Genomic DNA, 17,946 nt, shown 5'->3' with positions numbered 1-17,946 from the left:
CAGCGGTCTATTGCAGGCTGTCAAAGGACGATGACCTGCAAGGCGAAAGTGCCAGTATCGCAAACCAGCGTGATATGCTGGAAAAATACTGCGAAAAGCAGGGATGGGAGGTTGTGGCAGTCTATCAGGACGATGGCTTCACAGGTCTTAACATGGAGCGTCCTGATTTACAGAGAATGTTGAGAGCCATTGAGCGCAGGCAAATCAACCTTGTCATCACGAAAGACCTCAGCCGACTGGGGCGTAACTATCTGCAAACCGGGCATTTGATTGAGGACTTTTTCCCAAGGAACGGTGTCCGCTATATCGCCATGAATGACGGTATCGACACCCTGCGGGATAACAACGATATTGCCCCGTTCAAGAATATCCTGAACGAGATGTACAGCAAGGATATTTCCAAGAAAGTCCATTCCTCTTATCTTCTGAAAGCGCAGAAAGGACAGTTTACCGGGTGTCTTGCCCCGTTTGGGTATCGAAAAGACCCGGAGGACAAAAACCATCTGCTCATTGACGAGGAAACCGCCCCGATTGTGCGGCTGATTTTCGGATATGCCCTAAACGGTCATGGTCCGAACTATATCCGCAGACGGCTGGAGGAAGAAAAAATCCCCTGCCCTACATGGTGGAACCGGGAACGGGGGCTTCGCAATACCCGAACCAAATGGGAAAAGAAAGACCCGGAAAATGGGCGGTATATGTGGGACTTCTCCGTTATCAAAGACCTTTTGATGAATCCCGTTTACACCGGGGCGATTGCTTCCCAGAAAAAAGACTACCGTTTCAAAATCGGCACGATTGGGGAAAAGAAGCCGGACGACTGGATTGTGGTGGAGGGACAGCATGAACCGCTGATTGACCGCATGAGCTTTGATATTGTGCAGAACAAGCTGAAATCCCGCCAGCGTCCGGGGCAGACCAATGAAATCAGCCTGTTTGCCGGACTGATAAAATGCGGCGAGTGTGGGAAGTCGCTGACGATACGCTACACAAACGCAAAACATCCCCAGCAGATTTATTCCTGCAAGACCTACAATGCCTTTGGAAAGAACCACTGCACCCAGCACCGGATTGATTATGACACCCTTTACAGCCATGTGCTGCGAAAAATCCGGGAATGTGCCAGAGCCGCCCTGATGGACGGGGAAGCGGTTGCCGACCGCCTGACCAATACCTGCGAAGCCGAGCAGCGGGAACAGCGGGAAGCAATGGAACGCTCCCTTACAAGGGACGAGGAACGGATTGAGGTTCTGGACAAAATGGTCATGCGGCTGTATGAGGATATGATTGCAGGGCGTATCAGTGAGCAGAATTTCAACACCATGCTGGAAAAGACACAGACCGAGCAGACGGAGCTTAAAGCAAAAGTGTCCGAGGGCAGGAAGCGGCTGTCCGATGAAGCCCAGCTTGCCAATGACGCAAAACAATGGGTGGAAGCCATTCAGGAATATGCCAACATCACAGAGCTGGACGCAGCCACCCTCAACCGCTTAATCAAAGAAATCGTCGTGCATGAGCGCATTGACGAAGATAAAACAAGACACATTTCTATCGAAATTCATTTTAATCTCAAACCCATCCCGGAGGTGGAACAGGTCACTGCCTGACCTGTCCCGCCGGGACGGTTCTCTTAAAAATACCATATAGATTTTTTGTACGCCGCCGCCCGCCATCGAGCAGAGTTTTACACCTAATTGGGGATAAAACAGTTGATGAGCGGTGGTGGTGTTATCCTGATCGGAACACAGCTAATCCCGCTTCTGAGTGGATTATTTGGTTAAGAGAAAGGAGTAGAGATCCATGTTCAGTCAGATTTTTGATGCGATTGAGGAATGGATGAGGGAACTCTTAACCGGGATGATCACTTCCAACCTGGACACGATGTTTACTGATGTCAATCAAAAGACCGGTGAGATCGCTACCCAGGTTGGACAGACCCCGCAAGGGTGGAACGGCAGCATATTCAGTATGATCCGGAACCTATCGGATTCCGTGATCATGCCGATCGCAGGTATTATTATCACACTCGTACTCTGCTACGAATTGATTTCTATGCTGACCGAGCGTAACAACATGCATGATATTGATACCTGGATGTTTTTCAAGTACTTCGTAAAAATGTGGATCGCGGTTTATCTGGTGAGTAACACATTTACAATCACAATGGCGGTATTCGATGTGGGCCAGCACGTAGTTAATTCTGCGGCCGGTGTTATCACAGGAAGTACCGCCATTGATATTTCTTCGGCATTGACGGATCTTTCCGCAACCCTGGAAAGTATGGAAATCGGAGAACTTGTTGTATTGGCGCTGGAAACCCTTATCGCCGGCTTCTGTATGAGAATCCTGTCTGTACTGATCACAGTGATCATGTATGGACGTATGATAGAGATTTACCTATATACCTCAGTTGCGCCGATTCCATTCGCAACTATGAGTAACAGAGAATGGGGGCAGATCGGCACGAATTATTTCAGAGGACTCTTTGCCCTGGCTTTCCAGGCATTTCTGATGATGGTATGCGTTGCAATCTATGCAGTGCTTGTTGCAGGTATCCAATATTCAGATAATCTGAGTTCTTCATTATTTGGCGTTATGGCTTACACAGTAATCTTATGTTACAGCCTCTTTAAGACAGCATCATTAAGTAAGTCGATATTTAACGCGCACTAAATTACAGGAAGGAGTGAAAATCATGGCATATGTCAGCGTACCGAAAGATTTAACGAAGGTAAAGAATAAAGTAGCATTTAACCTGACTAAAAGACAGCTGATCTGTATTGGTATAGGTGCTGCAATGGGAATTCCAAGCTATTTCCTCTTGCGTAATGTGATGGGAAACAGTAATGCAGCAACGGTCATGGTGCTTTTGATGTTACCGGCATTTTTATTTGCCATGTACGAAAAAGACGGGATGCATCTGGAAGATGTTCTGATGCATATGATCCGGGTGAAGTTTCTTCGTCCATCCGTCAGAAAATATGAAACTGAAAACTATTATGAAACAGATCCGGAACAGATCAGACAGTCTCCGGATGCAGGAAAACCGAAAGGAGGAAAAACGGTTGCGAAAAAAGAAAAATAAGAAAACTGTCGCAGATACCGGATACAAAAAAGTAGACAGAAAAGAGAAAAAGAAAAAAGAAAAGCAGGAAGAGAAACGCAGGCAGAAAAAACTGTCCGTCCAGCAGTCGATCGCTTATAAGGAAATGGGAAGAGATGGAATCTGCAGGGTACAGGGAAAAACTTATTCTAAGTGTATCCGCTTTTATGACATCAACTACCAGCTGGCTCAGAATGAAGATAAAAATGCAATCTTTGAAAACTGGTGTGATTTCCTCAATTACTTTGATGCCAGTATCCATTTTCAGCTGAGCTTTATCAATCATAAGAGCAGCATGAAGGAGTTTGAGCAGGTGATCCAGATCCGGCCACAGGAGGATGCTTTTGATGATGTTCGCATGGAATATGCAAAGATGTTGAAACAGCAGTTGGCAAAAGGAAACAACGGTCTGGTGAAGTCAAAATATATCACATTTGCCATTGAAGCAGAAAATATCCGGGAGGCAAAACCAAAGCTGGAACGTATCGAGTCGGATATCCTGAATAACTTTAAGATTCTGGGAGTTCCGGCATATCCGCTGAATGGCGTGGAACGTCTGCAGATCCTGTATGAGACATTCAATCCGGATGTGATGACAGATTTCCAGTTTGACTATGGATCCATGATCCGGACAGGACTCAATACAAAGGATTATGTGGCACCGACCAGTTTTGTGTTCCGGGACAGAAATACATTCCAGATGGGAAATACCATCGGGGCTGTCTCCTATCTGCAGATCCTGGCGCCGGAGCTTACGGATAAGATGCTGGCAGAATTTCTGGATATTGATAAGAACCTGATCGTCAACCTGCATGTGCAGTCGGTGGATCAGATGAAGGCAATCAAGCTGGTAAAAAGCAAAGTGACGGATATCAATCGTATGAAAATCGAAGAACAGAAAAAAGCAGTCCGGGCCGGATATGATATGGATATTATCCCATCGGATCTGAACACGTATGGCGGAGAAGCGAAAAGGCTTCTGGAAGACCTGCAGTCACGAAATGAGCGTATGTTCCTTGTAACAGCGCTCTTTTTAAATACCACAAAGACAAAGCAGGCACTGGATAATGCCATCTTCCAGACTGCCGGTATCGCCCAGAAATATAACTGTGTACTGAAACGTCTGGATTATCAGCAGGAAGAAGGACTTATGAGTAGTGTTCCGTTGGGAGTAAATCATATCCCGATCAAGCGGGCTCTTACGACTACCAGCACAGCAATCTTTGTTCCATTTACGACACAGGAACTATTTATGGCGGGAGAATCCTTATATTACGGATTGAATGCCCTTAGTAACAACATGATTATGGTGGATCGTAAAAAGCTGAAAAACCCGAATGGATTGATCCTTGGTACACCTGGATCCGGTAAATCCTTTGCAGCAAAAAGAGAGATCACCAATGCGTTCTTTGTTACGAAGGATGACATTATCATCGGAGATCCGGAGGGCGAGTATTACCCGCTGGTCCATGCACTTGGCGGACAGGTAGTACACATCTCACCAACCAGTAAGGATTATATCAATCCGATGGATATCAATATGGATTATTCCGATGATGACAATCCACTTGGTGTAAAATCCGATTTTGTCCTGTCCTTATGTGAGCTGATCATGGGAAGCAGGGATGGTATTGAAGCAGAGGAAAAATCAGTGATCGACCGTTGTCTTCCACTGGTGTATCAGAAGTACTTTGCAGATCCAAAACCGGAAAATATGCCGGTCCTTGGTGACCTGTATGATTGCCTCAGAAAGCAGAAAGAACCCCAGGCCCAGAGAATTGCAACAGCACTGGAAATCTATGTAAATGGATCACTGAAAGTATTCAACCATAGAACCAATGTGGAACTGAATAACCGTATTGTCTGCTTTGATATTAAGGAACTTGGAAAGCAGCTGAAGAAAATCGGAATGCTCATCGTCCAGGATCAGGTATGGAACAGAGTTACGATCAACCGTGGCATCAAATCTACCAGGTACTATATCGATGAATTCCACCTTCTGCTCAAAGAAGAACAGACAGCAGCTTACTCCGTAGAAATCTGGAAGAGATTCAGAAAATGGGGAGGCGTACCGACTGGTATCACACAGAATATCAAAGATCTTCTTGCCAGCAGGGAAATTGAAAATATCTTTGAGAACAGTGATTTTATCCTGATGCTGAACCAGGCGGCAGGTGACAGACAGATCCTCGCAAAACAGCTGAATATTTCCCCATATCAGTTGTCTTATGTGACGAATTCCGGGGAAGGAGAAGGACTTCTTTTCTATGGAACAACAATTATTCCATTTAAGGACAAGTTCGATAAGACCTTGAAGCTGTACAGTTTGATGACTACAAAACCGGAAGAAGTTGAAAAACGAGAGAAAGAAATGGAGGCGGAAAAACATGAAGGAAATCGATAAGATCCGAATCAGGCAGTGGAACCAGGATAATCCTTACATTCAGATGAAAAATCTGGAAAATGCGCAGCCTGGATACCGTGTTCATACAGTCAATGATGAACATCATCTGTATGAGCTTCCGCTGGAAACACAGAACATTATCCTTGACTGGGTATTCTGGAATTTCTATCCGGCACAAAAGATCTACCCACATCTTACTAGTGATGATCTGAAAGAAGTTTTGTATAAACGTACCCAGATCCATCTGCACAACAATCAGTTCAAGGAGGCTATGCTGATCAATGGTTTCTGGCCGAGAGATCCGAGTGAATTGAACTGGGTATTTCATATCCAGGCGAGCTCTCCGGCAATCAGGATACAGGCAGATGGTTATCCTGGTATCCCGATTATTGGACGCCAGGAACTGAATGAGTACAGAAAGAAAAGTTGTGCCTGGAGGTGATGACCTATAGCTGGAAAAAAATTTAAAGGCAAAGATAAAAAGGTCGCAAAGATGACCAGGGATGGTCTGACAGAAGAAAATCTCCGTGATGGCAGCATAAAAGATATCAGTCACAGGAGCCGGGGGCGACCGGAAACTAAGGAAGAATTTGTTCCTGAACGGGAACGAAAAAAGGCTGAAAATGAAGATACAAAATCGGGAAAAGGAAAACGACTGCAGATGGAGAAAGTCCGTAAATCTTCTGTCCGGCAGGAAGCTGTTGAGGATACAGTTGAAGTTACACCGGAAGAAAAAGTATCCGGATATCGAAAGAAACTGCATCGTTATGAAAAAATCCCGGATGATGATAATAATCTGAACAGCCAAAAGAAATCCATTCGGAAGAAACAGTTGCAAAAACAGATGACCAAAGAACAGGCAAAAGCTGGAAGATTATCTTTTGATGATGAAGGAAATCAGATGGTGAAAGGTGCTGGCATGAAACCGGGAGGGACAGCCGGGAAATACATTGCTACACAAGCTGTTATATCTGGCATGAAAGCAGTCTCTTCCGAAGAGGAAGAAACAGATGAAAATGCAGGTGTGGAAAGTGCCAGACTTGTAGAGCGTGAAACAGAAGATGCGTTACGTGGTCTGCGTCATGCTCAGATCCGCAGCAAACGGACGGATGTGAAAACCCATCGCAGAGGTTATCGTGAGGCTACCGTAGAAAAGAAACTGAAATTTGGTTCTGCAGAAAGTATGGAAGGAGTCAAGAATGCAGAAACGGTAAAGAAAGCCGAACAAAAGAGACATTTCTATAACCGCTTCTTCCAGAAAAAACGATATAAGGATGCTTACCGAGCAACCAGAGCCGGAAAATCCGCTGGCAGTCTGGGTGGAGCAACAACCATTTCCGGTGTCGAGAACATGACGGTAAAAGCAAAGATCGCCTTGAAAGAGATCATAAAGCGTAATTGTGCCATGTTCGCAGGCATCGGTATTTTTGCGCTTCTTTTTCTTGTCATAGCGGTATCTCTGGGGAGCTGCAGTGCTTCTATCGAGGGTGCTGGATCTGTGATCGGTATTACAACGTATCCAAGTTCAGACGAGGATATTTATGCTGCCGAAAACAGATATGCTGCTTTGGAAAGTGCCTTGAATCAGCAGATCAATGAGATGGAACGAAGACATCCAAATTATGACGAGTATCAGTACAACATTGCTGAGATTGGTCATAATCCATACCATCTTATCTCGTATCTTACCGCAAAATATGGGGACTGGACGTACTCAGATGTTGAAAATGAACTGCAAGCTCTTTTTGAAGCACAATATCATCTGAATACTGAAGGTCGAACAGAAACGGTGACAGAAACCAGAAATGTTCGAGTCGGAGAATCATTGGGACAGGTAGTGACCAGTGGATATTGTAACTGTCGAATCTGTTGTGGTGTATGGTCCGGAGGACCAACTGCTAGTGGTGCATATCCAACTGCAAACCATACCATTGCTGTAGATGCTTCCAATCCATTTGTGCCGATTGGCACTAAGGTAGTAATGAATGGTGTGGAATACACAGTTGAGGATACCGGAGCCTTTGCACGATATGGTGTGCAGTTTGACGTTTACTATGATAACCATGCTGCCGCTTCTGCTCATGGACATCAGACCTGGGAAGCCTATATCGCAGATGACAATGGCAGTCAGGAAGTAACGGTTACCAGTACAAGCACTAAGAAGATTCTATATGTGACACTGACAAATGGAAGCTTTGATGCTTTGGCAAGAGCCAATCTGAATGCGGAGCAGCTGATCATCTATAATGCATTAAATACGACCTATGGAAACAGAAATTATCTGTGGGATGTAAACAATGTAACCAGTGGATCAGGCGGTAATGGAATGAGCTATGAGATTCCACCGGAAGCACTGCAGGATGAAGAATTTGCCCGGATGATCCGGGAAGCAGAAAAATATCTGGGAGTACCTTATGTATGGGGTGGCTACTCTCCGTCCGGATTTGATTGCTCAGGTTTCGTATCCTATGTCATTAACCACTGTGGTAATGGATGGAACTATGGACGATTGACCGCGGATGGATTAAGAGGCGTATGTACTTATGTATCACCGGAAGAAGCAAAACCAGGAGATCTGATCTTCTTTCAGGGAACGTATAACACATCTGGTGCAAGCCATGTGGGTATCTATGTCGGTAACAATATGATGATCCATTGTGGGGATCCGATCCATTACTCAAATATCAGCACATCCTACTGGCAGCAACACTTCATGTGCTTTGGAAGACTGCCATAAAGGGGTGAACGAAGGGAGGTGAAAGTTTGAATAAAAAGATTAAAAAATATCTGGATGAGATTGCCAAGACAGAGAAAAAGATTGCGGATCTGCAGCAATATCTTAGGGGTGTCCAGGCTGCATTAAAGCAGGAAGAGGACAATGAGATGATCAGGTGCATCCGTGGTATGAAGATGGATAATGATCAGTTATATGATCTTTTGGATGGTATCCAGAGTGGAAAAGTTAAATTTCAGGTAAGCAGGGAGTCTGACGATGAAGGTTCAGGCTCCTTTGTATTCACAGAAGAAAATAAGGAGGAATATCAGAATGGTGAAATGGAAGAAAATGAATAAGAAAATGGCAGGACTGCTGTTGGGAGTCATGATGCTTTTTACAGCATCAACCACAGCATTTGCCTATGTGGATGAATCGGCAGAGGCATCCAAAGTAGAGACAACTCAGACGGAACAGTCAACAGACAAAGAAGAGAAAAAGGACGAGGCGACAAACACAAACGAGGTGCTGCCAGAAGATGGAACAGACCAGGGAACTGCATTTACGACACCTGGAAATGGCGAAGTTAAGGATGACATTACCGATGATTCCACAAAGGAATTTCTTACGGTTACAACGAAGAATAATAATACTTTCTATATCGTGATCGACCGCAGTGCCACATCCCAGAATGTCTATATGTTATCCCAGATTGATGAAAATGATCTGTCAGAGTTTCTGGATAAAGACAGCACTGCTACTGTCGTAACACCACAGCCAGATACATCAAAGGTTGTGCTGGATGAAACAAATAATGAGGATGTAGACAAGGAAGCTACCGTTGATCCGGAGAAAACAGCATCTACCAAAACCAATATGGGTGCAATGGCAACAATCCTGATCCTGGCTCTCGGCGGTGTAGCAGCATACTACTACTTCAAGATCTATAAGCCAAAGAAAGAGGAAGACGAGGATGATCAGCCGGAAGGGTTGGAAACAGGTGGACTGGAAGAAGTTCCGGATGAGGAAGAGTCTGAAGACGAAGATTTTGAAGAAAATGAAAAATAAATATACTTTTTTAGCGGAGGGGGCTGTAAAACATGCTCTCTCCGTTTCGTTATATGAAGGAGGTAATACATCATGTATTTAGTAATTGCAGAAAAACCAAGTGTATCAAGAGCAATCGCAGAAGTGATTGGAGCCCAGGAACGAGAAGACGGATATTTACAAGGAACCGACTGTATGGTCAGCTGGTGCTTCGGACATCTGGCCGAATATGTTTCACCGGATGCTTACGATGAGAAATTTAACCAGTGGAGATATGAAGATCTCCCGATCATCCCGAAAGACTGGAAAGTTACAGTCTCAGAAGATAAGAAAGATCAGTTCTATATCTTAAAAAGACTGCTCAACAGTCCGGAAATTGAATACGTCGTAAATGCCTGTGATGCCGGACGTGAAGGAGAATTAATCTTCAAACATGTCTATGACTTATCCGGAAGTAAAAAGCCGGTGAAACGATTATGGATCAGTTCTCTGGAAGATTCCGCAATCCTTGATGGAATGCAGCATCTGAGATCCGCAGAGGAATACCGACATCTGGCCGAAGCTGCTGTATGCCGTTCTCAGGCTGACTGGCTGGTAGGAATGAATGCAACCAGAGCTTACACCACAAAGTACTTCAAAAAGCTGACCGTTGGAAGGGTTCAGACACCGACACTTGCCATGTTGGTGGAACGTGCCGGACAGATCAGCAATTTCCAGAAAGAAAAGTATTTCAATGTAGAACTGGATTGTGACGGAATTCCGGCAGTAAAGCCAAAGATCTTTGATCCGGATGAGGCGGAACAGTTAAGAAGCAGATGCCATGGAAATGAAGCTATTGTCACTTCAGTAAAAGAAACGGAAAAGAAAGTAAAAGCACCAAAGCTTTATGACCTGACCACACTGCAAAGAGAAGCAAACCGTATCTATGGAATGACAGCCAAACAGACACTGGATACCGCTCAGAGCCTGTACGAAAAGAAACTGATCACTTATCCAAGAACAGACAGCCAGTATCTGACAGAAGATATGGAACAGACCGCAAGAAATGTGGTTCGTCAGATTTATGAGAAATATCAGCTGACAGGTCCGTTTGATCAGCCGGAGCAGCCAGATGTGAAGAAAGTCATGAATAACAGCAAAGTGACAGATCACCATGCAATCATCCCAACGATGGAGCTTGCATCCAGCCATCTGGATGAACTGAAATCCTGGGAAGAAAAGATTCTCTTCCTGATCGCAGTCCATACGGTCATGGCAATGAGTAAGGCTCACATTTACCAGGAAACAGAGATTGAAGTGGAATGCCAGGGAGAAATCTTCAAAGCAAAAGGAAAGATTGTTCTGCAGGATGGATGGAAACTCTTTGAAAACTGCTTCAAGAATAAGGACCGCATGGCAATCGTAGATCCGGATCAGGAAATGAAAGAGAGGATGCCGAAAGTAACCCAGGGACAGACTTTCTATGCTGTAGCTGCAGAAAAGACAGAACATTTTACATCGCCACCAAAACCATACAGCGAAGATACTCTCCTTGCGGCAATGGAAACAGCTGGAAATAAGGAATTCGATGAAGATACGGAAAAGAAAGGATTAGGAACTCCGGCAACAAGAGCCGGTATCATCGAGAAACTGATCTATTCCCAATATGCCACCCGAAAAGGAAAACAGATTCTTCCAACAGATGATGGAAAAGTCCTTGTGGAGATCCTGCCAGACTTCCTGAAATCTGCAAGTATGACTGCAGAATGGGAAAACCAGTTGCTTTTGATGGAGCATGGAGAGATTGCACCGGAACAGTTTATGACCGGGATCAAAAACATGCTGACCATGATGCTGAATGGATGCGATGCGATTTCCGAAGAAGAAACAAGAAGATTTCAGACCAGAGAAAGCATTGGAACCTGTCCGGTATGTGGAAGCCTGGTATATGAAAGTAAAACCAACTTCTATTGCAGCAACCATGATTGTCACTTTGCTCTCTGGAAAGACAACCGCTATCTGCAGAGCATGGAAAAAACCATGGATAAAAAGATGGCTGCAGAACTTCTGAAAAACGGAAGTGTGCATGTAAAAGACCTGTATTCCAGAAAGAAAAATATGTACTTTGAGGCAGATCTCCATATGGATACAGATGAAACCGGAAAGGTGAATTTTTCTTTATCCTTTCCCAAAAAGAAACCAAAAAACAAAAGCAAAAAGAAATAAGAAAACAGATTAGAGGAGGAAACGAAGAATGAATTTTAATGAATTTGTAAATGAAGTAAAGGACAATATCAGACTCTTTTTACCGAAGGATTATGAGAATGCAGAAGTATCAACGATGGAGTGTCAGAAACTGAATCGTGCCTATACGGGACTGATGGTGAGAAAAGAAGGTGAGATGCTTACCCCGACGATCAATCTTAATCAGCTGTATGAAGCATATAAAGCACAGCCTGGCGTAACAATGGAAACTGTATGCAGAAAGATTGCAGATATAGTTATTGAGGCACCGATACAGGTTGATCTGAAATCCATTTTAAATTATGAAGACGTGAAGGACAAGCTGTTTATCCGTGTATCATCAGCCGAAGCAAATAAGGAAGTACTCGAAAATGCTCCACATCAGCTGAAGGAAGACCTCGCAATTACCTATCATGTGGCAGTAGGCAAGGATCAGGATGGATTAAGTTCCATGTTTATCAAGAATGATCTGCTTGAACAGTATGGAATCTCTGCAGAACAGCTTCATGAAGATGCAATGAAAAGTTCACCGCATGTCATGATCCCGGAGGTATCAAGTATAGGTGCATTGATAGATGAAATGTACCAGAAAAATATTCTCATGCTGACACCGGATGAACGTGAAATGCTGCAGGAAACATTGCAGGAATCAAGCGAGATGCCGACATTCTTTGTTGTTACGAATACAGACAGAATTGATGGAGCCGGTGTGATCTTTTATCCGGAATTCATGGATAGCATGGGGGAACTTCTTGGAAATGATTTCTTCATTTTGCCATCATCCATCCATGAAATGCTGGTCTTGCCAGATGACGGGCAAGTGGATGCAGAAATGTTAAGAGATATGGTAAAAGAAGTCAATGCCACTCAGGTAGCCCCTGCAGAACGCCTTACCAATGATGTATATCACTTTGATATAAAGGATCATGTCTTTGAAAAAGCTGACAGATTCACAGAACGTCAGAAAGGAAAAGAAGCACAGGCTGCAAAAACAGAGAAAACAGGAAAAGAACAGCCAGATCAGAAACCGAAAACAAAGAAACATGATATGGAACTTTAATACCAAGCATGAAAACCGTTAAATAAGCAAACGCCCTGCGGCATAAGGAAATGTCGTGGGGCATTTTTGAAAAGGAGAAGATTATGACGAAAGAGAACATTAAAACAAATACAAGCTTAAGATACAGCCAGTATCGAAAAAAATTATTACACACATTTTCGTTTGGGAATTTGAAGAAGCAAATTGAGAAGTTACATGATCAGGAATTTATTATGAATGTGCCGATTGGAGGTGTTGCTGATGGCAGATAAATTAGAGCAGGTAGCAATTCGTATGGTGGAACAGCCACCCCTTTATAGTAAAGAACCAATGAACAATCCGGATGCGGCCATTCGTGTTATGAATGAATTTCTCTCCCAGATGGATCGTGAACTCTTTTGTATCGTTAATTTACAGGCAGATTTAACACCGATCAATATGAATATCGTATCTGTAGGATCGCTGAATGAAGCATTGATTAATCCAAGAGAAATATTTAAGAGTGCAATTCTTTCTAATGCTCATTCAATGATGCTCATTCATAATCATCCGTCCGGAAATCTGACACCGTCTACATCGGATATCCAGACTACGGCAAGAATGCAGGAATTAGGTGAATTGATGGGGATTTCCTTGGTTGATCACATCATTACAGGACGGGATGGAAATTACTATTCCTTTCGAGATAAAGGAGAATTTCCAGATAGCAGGATCCGTTTTTCAACTCGTGTTGAAGACATTGATTTAACTAAAGGAATGGTGACAGAAGCCATCGCACCCTATGAAGAAGTAACAGATACAAAAGAAAAAGATAACGTAAGAGATATTCCAACGGTGCAGACAACAACAATTCCATTACCGGTTCAGGGAAAAGATATGGACAGCATTATGCAGTCACTGGAATCCGGTGTGGAAGAACTTTTTACAAGTAACCGCTATCAGGAATTTCTTAAAACCATGGCAAAGTTTCACAATTATTCCTTTAACAATACAATGCTGATTGCTATGCAACGACCGGATGCCACACTTGTTACCAGCTACAAAAACTGGCAGTCCATGGGTAGACAGGTCATGAAAGGCGAAAAAGGAATTACGATCATCGCACCAGCACCATATAAGAAAATGAAGGAAAAAGAGGTCCTGGATGAAAATCAGCGACCGATCATGGGAACCGATGGAAAACCTAAGACTGAAAAAGTGGAAGTTACGGTTCCACATTTTAAAGCAGTTACCGTCTTTGATATTGCTCAGACATCCGGGGAACCAATCCAGACACTGGCACCGGAATTATTGACTGCAGCTGTGCAGGATTTTGATTCTTTCATGCAGGCTATTCAGAAAATATCCCCAGTGCCGATACGATTCGATGAGATCGATGGCAATGCCAATGGATATTATCACAATGCAGATAAGGAAATCGTGATCAAAAAAGGACTCAGTGAAAGCCAGACCTTAAAGACTGCTATTCATGAAACCGCCCATGCAAAACTGCATGACAGTGAAATCATGGAAAGCCTGGGTGTAGAAAAAGACCGTCTGACAAAAGAGGTCGAGGCTGAATCCGTTGCTTACTGTGTGTGTTCTTCCTTTGGTTTGGATACATCGGATTACAGTTTTCCTTACATTGCAGGTTGGAGCAGCAGCCGGGAAATGAAAGAAATGAAAGCATCTATGGATGTGATCCGCAAGACAGCCGGTGAAATGATTGATCAGCTGACAGAAGAACTGGAAATCATTCTTGAAGAAAAACAGAAAACAGAATTACATGAAAAATACGGCATTCTGGTAGATGCACTGGAAGCAGCCGGATACCGCTATGATTATCGGGAAAGCGAACCGGGACATATTGTACTGGCACCGGATGGGACACATGAAATTGCCGGCTATCTACAGTTTGAATCATGGGGAGATATCCAAAACTGGCTGGAAGACACGATTACAGAAGGGACGGATATTTCGGAGAGAGTTGATCGGACTATGTACCCATTTAAGTATGATTATACCCTAGAGGAAGAAATGTTCAGAGGTAATGGTGACCGCTATGCGATTTATCATGTGGATGAAGACACACCGGGAAAACAACATTTATTTATGAATATGGCAATGGTCAAAGAAGATGGCATTACAATCGATGCAGCAAATTATAAGTGTGTCTATTCTGGCAGATTACATGAAAATGAAAAGCTGGATGATTTGTATGCCGTATTCAACGATAATCCACCGGCAGATTATAAAGCACATTCTATGTCGGTCAGTGATGTTATCATTACAAACCGTGGTGGGGATATGCAGGCATATTACGTGGATCGATTTGGATTTGCAGAACTTCCAGAGTTTGCAGCACAAAGAGAAAAAATACTCGATATTGTCCCGGAAATAGAAAATGTGGATTATGAAAATGATCTTACATGTATCAGCTTTTATGCGGCTGAATGTGCTGAATTTCCTGTAATGGGTGAAGTACATTATGACCTGACATTACCGGAAGCCTTGGAAGCTTATGAGAAAATCCCATCAGAACGTATGCATGGACTGAAATGTGTTGGCTTTGATTTGAAAGACGGAAGTGATTATGAAGGGATGCAGAGCCTGATGATTGAAGGAAAAATACAGAAAGAATTTTTGAATTCGATTCCTGGATTTAGAGAAAACTCTTATGTGCAAAATGCAATCAGTCGTGTGGAAAAGTACTTGGAAGAAAGACATCCAAATGTGGAAAATCCTCTGAAATCCAATAAGAAAGTGGATAACGAAAAAAATATAAGCGAAGAAAAAAACGAGAAGGAGCTGAATATACAGATGAAACCAATACCGAAAAAGAAAAGGGGGGAAATGAGCCTATGAGAAATGTAAACCTGGAAGAAAACGAACTGACTATTACTGCTATCTTCCAGCAGCACACAAAGGAAGAAACAATCCAAACACTGAAAGAAGCTTTGGAAGTTTTGGAACAGGAAGAAAGTGATCCTGAGAATGATGAAATGATTGAGATCATCAATTCTACAGTTGGAAAATTACAGCAGATCGAAGACAAATACTACTATTCTCTGGATCTGAATTATTATCTGAATAACTTGGAGGATGATGCCTATGAAGCTTAATCAATTTGCAGTCTACCGAGTAGATCAGCAGACAGCAGGAAAAGCACTGTGGCATCTGCCATACCAAGAGGCAAGACAGCAGAATGTGTCGATTACTGTCGAAAATTACCGATTAATCTCGATTCATGAAATGCAGGAAAATGAAAAAGTCGCTGACATCTGGAAACGGACGAAAAATCAATGCGAAGTCAGTGACGTGCTCGTATTGAACAAGAATGGAGAAATCAGCTGCTACTATGTAGATGAGAACTATCCACAGTATCTGGCCGGATTTATTCGTATCAACACATCCGGTGCACTGATCACTATGGAAACTGAGAATTATCAGATTGATGGGAAAAAGGGGAACTGGATTGCAACAGACACCGTCATTATTGATGGAAAACAGTTTTATTTGATGGAACATCAGGTATACCGAGATCAGGCCCAGGGTGTTATCCTGGATGCTTATGGAAAAATGGTTGTCGAAGAATGTAAGAAATTCGATGAAAAGACAAAACAAAAGATTCATGATTACATCCAACAGCAGGTACCGCTAAATCCGGTCGAACAGCTAAAACAAGATGGTAAAATCCGTCTGGAACATTACCAGAAATTCTACCAGAACGGCACTTATGAACGAAGCAGAGAATCTGGTACAGAAGCTAACTATGATATGGTGGACGGTCTGGTGAATAATCAGAAGAAGAACCTGGAAAAAATTTCTGATGCACGCAATAACAAACAGACGTCCCGAAATCAACAAAATAATAAACCTAAGAAACGAAGGTCCGTAATCAAACGACTGCATCAGAAACAGATTGCTATTGCTCGCCGGTCCGGAAAGCCGATACCAAAGTACCTGGATCAGGAAATGGAAAGAAAGCGGGGATAGAATATGCGAAGGTTAAAGTGTGAAAAAGAAACGATTATTCTGACTAATGAAGATGATGGATTCTATGATGTGTATACCTTCAATCAGAACTTGCAGAAACGGTTGAGGTCTTTTGCGGAGAAGTATCCGGATGATTGCTGGTTGAAAGGATCTTCGGAGGATGGTAGTGAAACGTATATGATTAAAAAAGGGCGGTTATCATTGAATTTAAGACCACCCTATTCCAAGGATAGAATTCATAAAGCAACCGAACGAATTATTGAAGAACAGAAAGAGCAGTCGAAGGATTCATAGAATGCGATTTAAGAGAAAAAAGCCTCATGACCATGAGAAAAAATGAAAGCAAAATACGTTAGCTGATAAAGTGTATAGGCTCAAAAGGGAAAGTGCCCTTTTGGGCCTTTTTAATTTAAAATAGTTCTAAAGAACAAGTTGACAATCTGTAGATTCTGTATGTTTTAAAGATCAATCGTTATACTAATTTTAGACCGAATTATCGTTCTAAAGGAGGTGTCACAATGGATTTAAAGGCGGTTGGTCAGAGAATAAAAGCTGCAAGGGAAGCTAAGAATCTTACACAAGAAGAATTGGCAGCACTGGTAAACTTGAGTCCAACTCATGTAAGTGTTATAGAGAGAGGACTGAAAGTAACAAAACTTGATACTTTTATTGCGATTGCAAATGCATTAGATGTTTCAGCAGATACACTATTGATTGATGTTGTGACACATTCGGTTAGCGGCGTTACGAATGAATTATCTGAAATGATAGAGAAACTACCTAAAGAAAAGCAACAGAGAATTATCAATGCAGTGAGAGCATTGGTGGAATAAATACGTGAATAAGAAGATGGAAGGGCTTATTGCTCTTCTTTTTTATTTGGTTTAACGTGAAAATATGATATAGTAGTTCTAAAGACTTATATATAATTCTAAGGAACTTGATAAAATGAAGAAAAAAAATATAACACTTGTATTTGTTGCTATCGTTTTTTCGATTATTGTTGGAATGATAATTGGGAAAAGCTTATTAAAGCATAAAGAAGGTGAGCCAGATGTAGTTGGCAGTTTTTCTATGAATAGAGATGAGAATCTTACAGTAGTTGCTAACAGAAAAAAAATTTCTGATAAAGAAGCATTTACAAGACTGCTTTTAAAAATGTACAAAGAGAATTCATTTCATTCAATAAAATTTTCTACAGATCATGGATATGCAACCAGCCTTGATATGACCGTATATTCTTGGAAAGAAGATATCGAAAATGGAAAATCCATTATGCAGATAGAATTTAGACCGATTGAATATGGAAAAGATTATGATATTGTTCATAATCCGGATAAATATGTGCTTTTTATCGATGGAACAGAAATAAAATGAAATATATAGATATGCAGATAAAGCGCAGAAAAAGAGGATTGCTCAACACAGGAGGATATTTTCAA

General features: G+C 42.5%; 16 protein-coding genes and 1 pseudogene. All 17 read left to right on the top strand.

All coding sequences use genetic code 11. The annotated features are described in order from the left end of the window. On the top strand, positions 1-1,607 hold a 1,607-nt coding region (locus DW769_RS11375), incomplete at its 5' end, for a recombinase family protein (RefSeq protein WP_118750390.1). Positions 1,608-1,697: 90 nt separating this feature from the next. Then, a pseudogene (locus DW769_RS11370) lies at positions 1,698-1,781 on the top strand (Maff2 family mobile element protein); the annotation flags it as partial. 19 nt (positions 1,782-1,800) lie between these two features. Then, positions 1,801-2,673 carry a VirB6/TrbL-like conjugal transfer protein, CD1112 family gene (locus tag DW769_RS11365; RefSeq protein ID WP_015514791.1) on the top strand — a complete coding sequence of 291 codons (873 nt, stop codon included), beginning with the start codon at positions 1,801-1,803 and terminating at the stop codon, positions 2,671-2,673. A gap of 22 nt (positions 2,674-2,695) precedes the next feature. Then, a complete protein-coding gene (locus DW769_RS11360) occupies positions 2,696-3,085 on the top strand; it encodes a PrgI family protein (protein WP_040466129.1) in 390 nt (129 codons plus the stop codon). Further along, entirely contained in the window at positions 3,036-5,507 is a 2,472-nt protein-coding gene (locus DW769_RS11355; protein ID WP_118750389.1) for a VirB4-like conjugal transfer ATPase, CD1110 family, read from the top strand. The genes DW769_RS11360 and DW769_RS11355 overlap by 50 nt, the downstream gene beginning before the upstream one ends. After that, a complete protein-coding gene (locus tag DW769_RS11350) occupies positions 5,491-5,949 on the top strand; it encodes a hypothetical protein (protein WP_117528497.1) in 459 nt (152 codons plus the stop codon). The genes DW769_RS11355 and DW769_RS11350 overlap by 17 nt, the downstream gene beginning before the upstream one ends. 51 nt (positions 5,950-6,000) lie before the next feature. Then, positions 6,001-8,244: a C40 family peptidase gene (locus tag DW769_RS11345; RefSeq protein ID WP_117528496.1), complete on the top strand. Its 2,244-nt coding sequence runs from the start codon at positions 6,001-6,003 to the stop codon at positions 8,242-8,244. Between the two features lie 26 nt (positions 8,245-8,270). Further along, positions 8,271-8,579, top strand: coding sequence for a DUF4315 family protein (locus DW769_RS11340; RefSeq protein ID WP_005334805.1), 309 nt, complete (start codon positions 8,271-8,273; stop codon positions 8,577-8,579). Then, positions 8,554-9,288: a CD1107 family mobile element protein gene (locus DW769_RS11335; protein WP_117528494.1), complete on the top strand. Its 735-nt coding sequence runs from the start codon at positions 8,554-8,556 to the stop codon at positions 9,286-9,288. The genes DW769_RS11340 and DW769_RS11335 overlap by 26 nt, the downstream gene beginning before the upstream one ends. Before the next feature lie 72 nt (positions 9,289-9,360). Beyond that, entirely contained in the window at positions 9,361-11,472 is a 2,112-nt protein-coding gene (locus tag DW769_RS11330) for a DNA topoisomerase 3 (RefSeq protein WP_117528493.1), read from the top strand. 28 nt (positions 11,473-11,500) lie between these two features. After that, complete coding sequence (locus DW769_RS11325) at positions 11,501-12,550, top strand: DUF5688 family protein (protein WP_117528492.1); 1,050 nt, start codon at positions 11,501-11,503, stop codon at positions 12,548-12,550. An 83-nt stretch (positions 12,551-12,633) separates the two neighbouring features. Continuing rightward, positions 12,634-12,801, top strand: coding sequence for a hypothetical protein (locus DW769_RS16625; RefSeq protein ID WP_181967029.1), 168 nt, complete (start codon positions 12,634-12,636; stop codon positions 12,799-12,801). Continuing rightward, positions 12,791-15,373, top strand: coding sequence for a JAB domain-containing protein (locus tag DW769_RS11320; RefSeq protein ID WP_118427358.1), 2,583 nt, complete (start codon positions 12,791-12,793; stop codon positions 15,371-15,373). Before DW769_RS16625 ends, DW769_RS11320 begins: the two co-directional genes overlap by 11 nt. After that, entirely contained in the window at positions 15,370-15,630 is a 261-nt protein-coding gene (locus DW769_RS11315) for a transposon-transfer assisting family protein (RefSeq protein WP_005423594.1), read from the top strand. Before DW769_RS11320 ends, DW769_RS11315 begins: the two co-directional genes overlap by 4 nt. Beyond that, entirely contained in the window at positions 15,620-16,504 is an 885-nt protein-coding gene (locus DW769_RS11310; protein ID WP_005334798.1) for a YodL domain-containing protein, read from the top strand. Before DW769_RS11315 ends, DW769_RS11310 begins: the two co-directional genes overlap by 11 nt. Positions 16,505-17,022: 518 nt before the next feature. Then, on the top strand, positions 17,023-17,337 hold the full coding sequence (locus tag DW769_RS11300; protein ID WP_003864550.1) for a helix-turn-helix domain-containing protein: 315 nt from the start codon (positions 17,023-17,025) through the stop codon (positions 17,335-17,337). A gap of 115 nt (positions 17,338-17,452) precedes the next feature. Next, the gene (locus DW769_RS11295) at positions 17,453-17,881 is read left to right on the top strand and encodes a hypothetical protein (protein ID WP_118427362.1); all 429 of its coding nucleotides are present in this window, start codon (positions 17,453-17,455) and stop codon (positions 17,879-17,881) included. Positions 17,882-17,946: the final 65 nt, after the last annotated feature.

The organism is Blautia sp. AM29-29, from assembly GCF_003480555.1.
GTDB classification, from domain to species: Bacteria; Bacillota; Clostridia; order Lachnospirales; family Lachnospiraceae; genus Fusicatenibacter; species Fusicatenibacter saccharivorans.
This window is presented reverse-complemented; position numbering and strand designations above follow the sequence as displayed.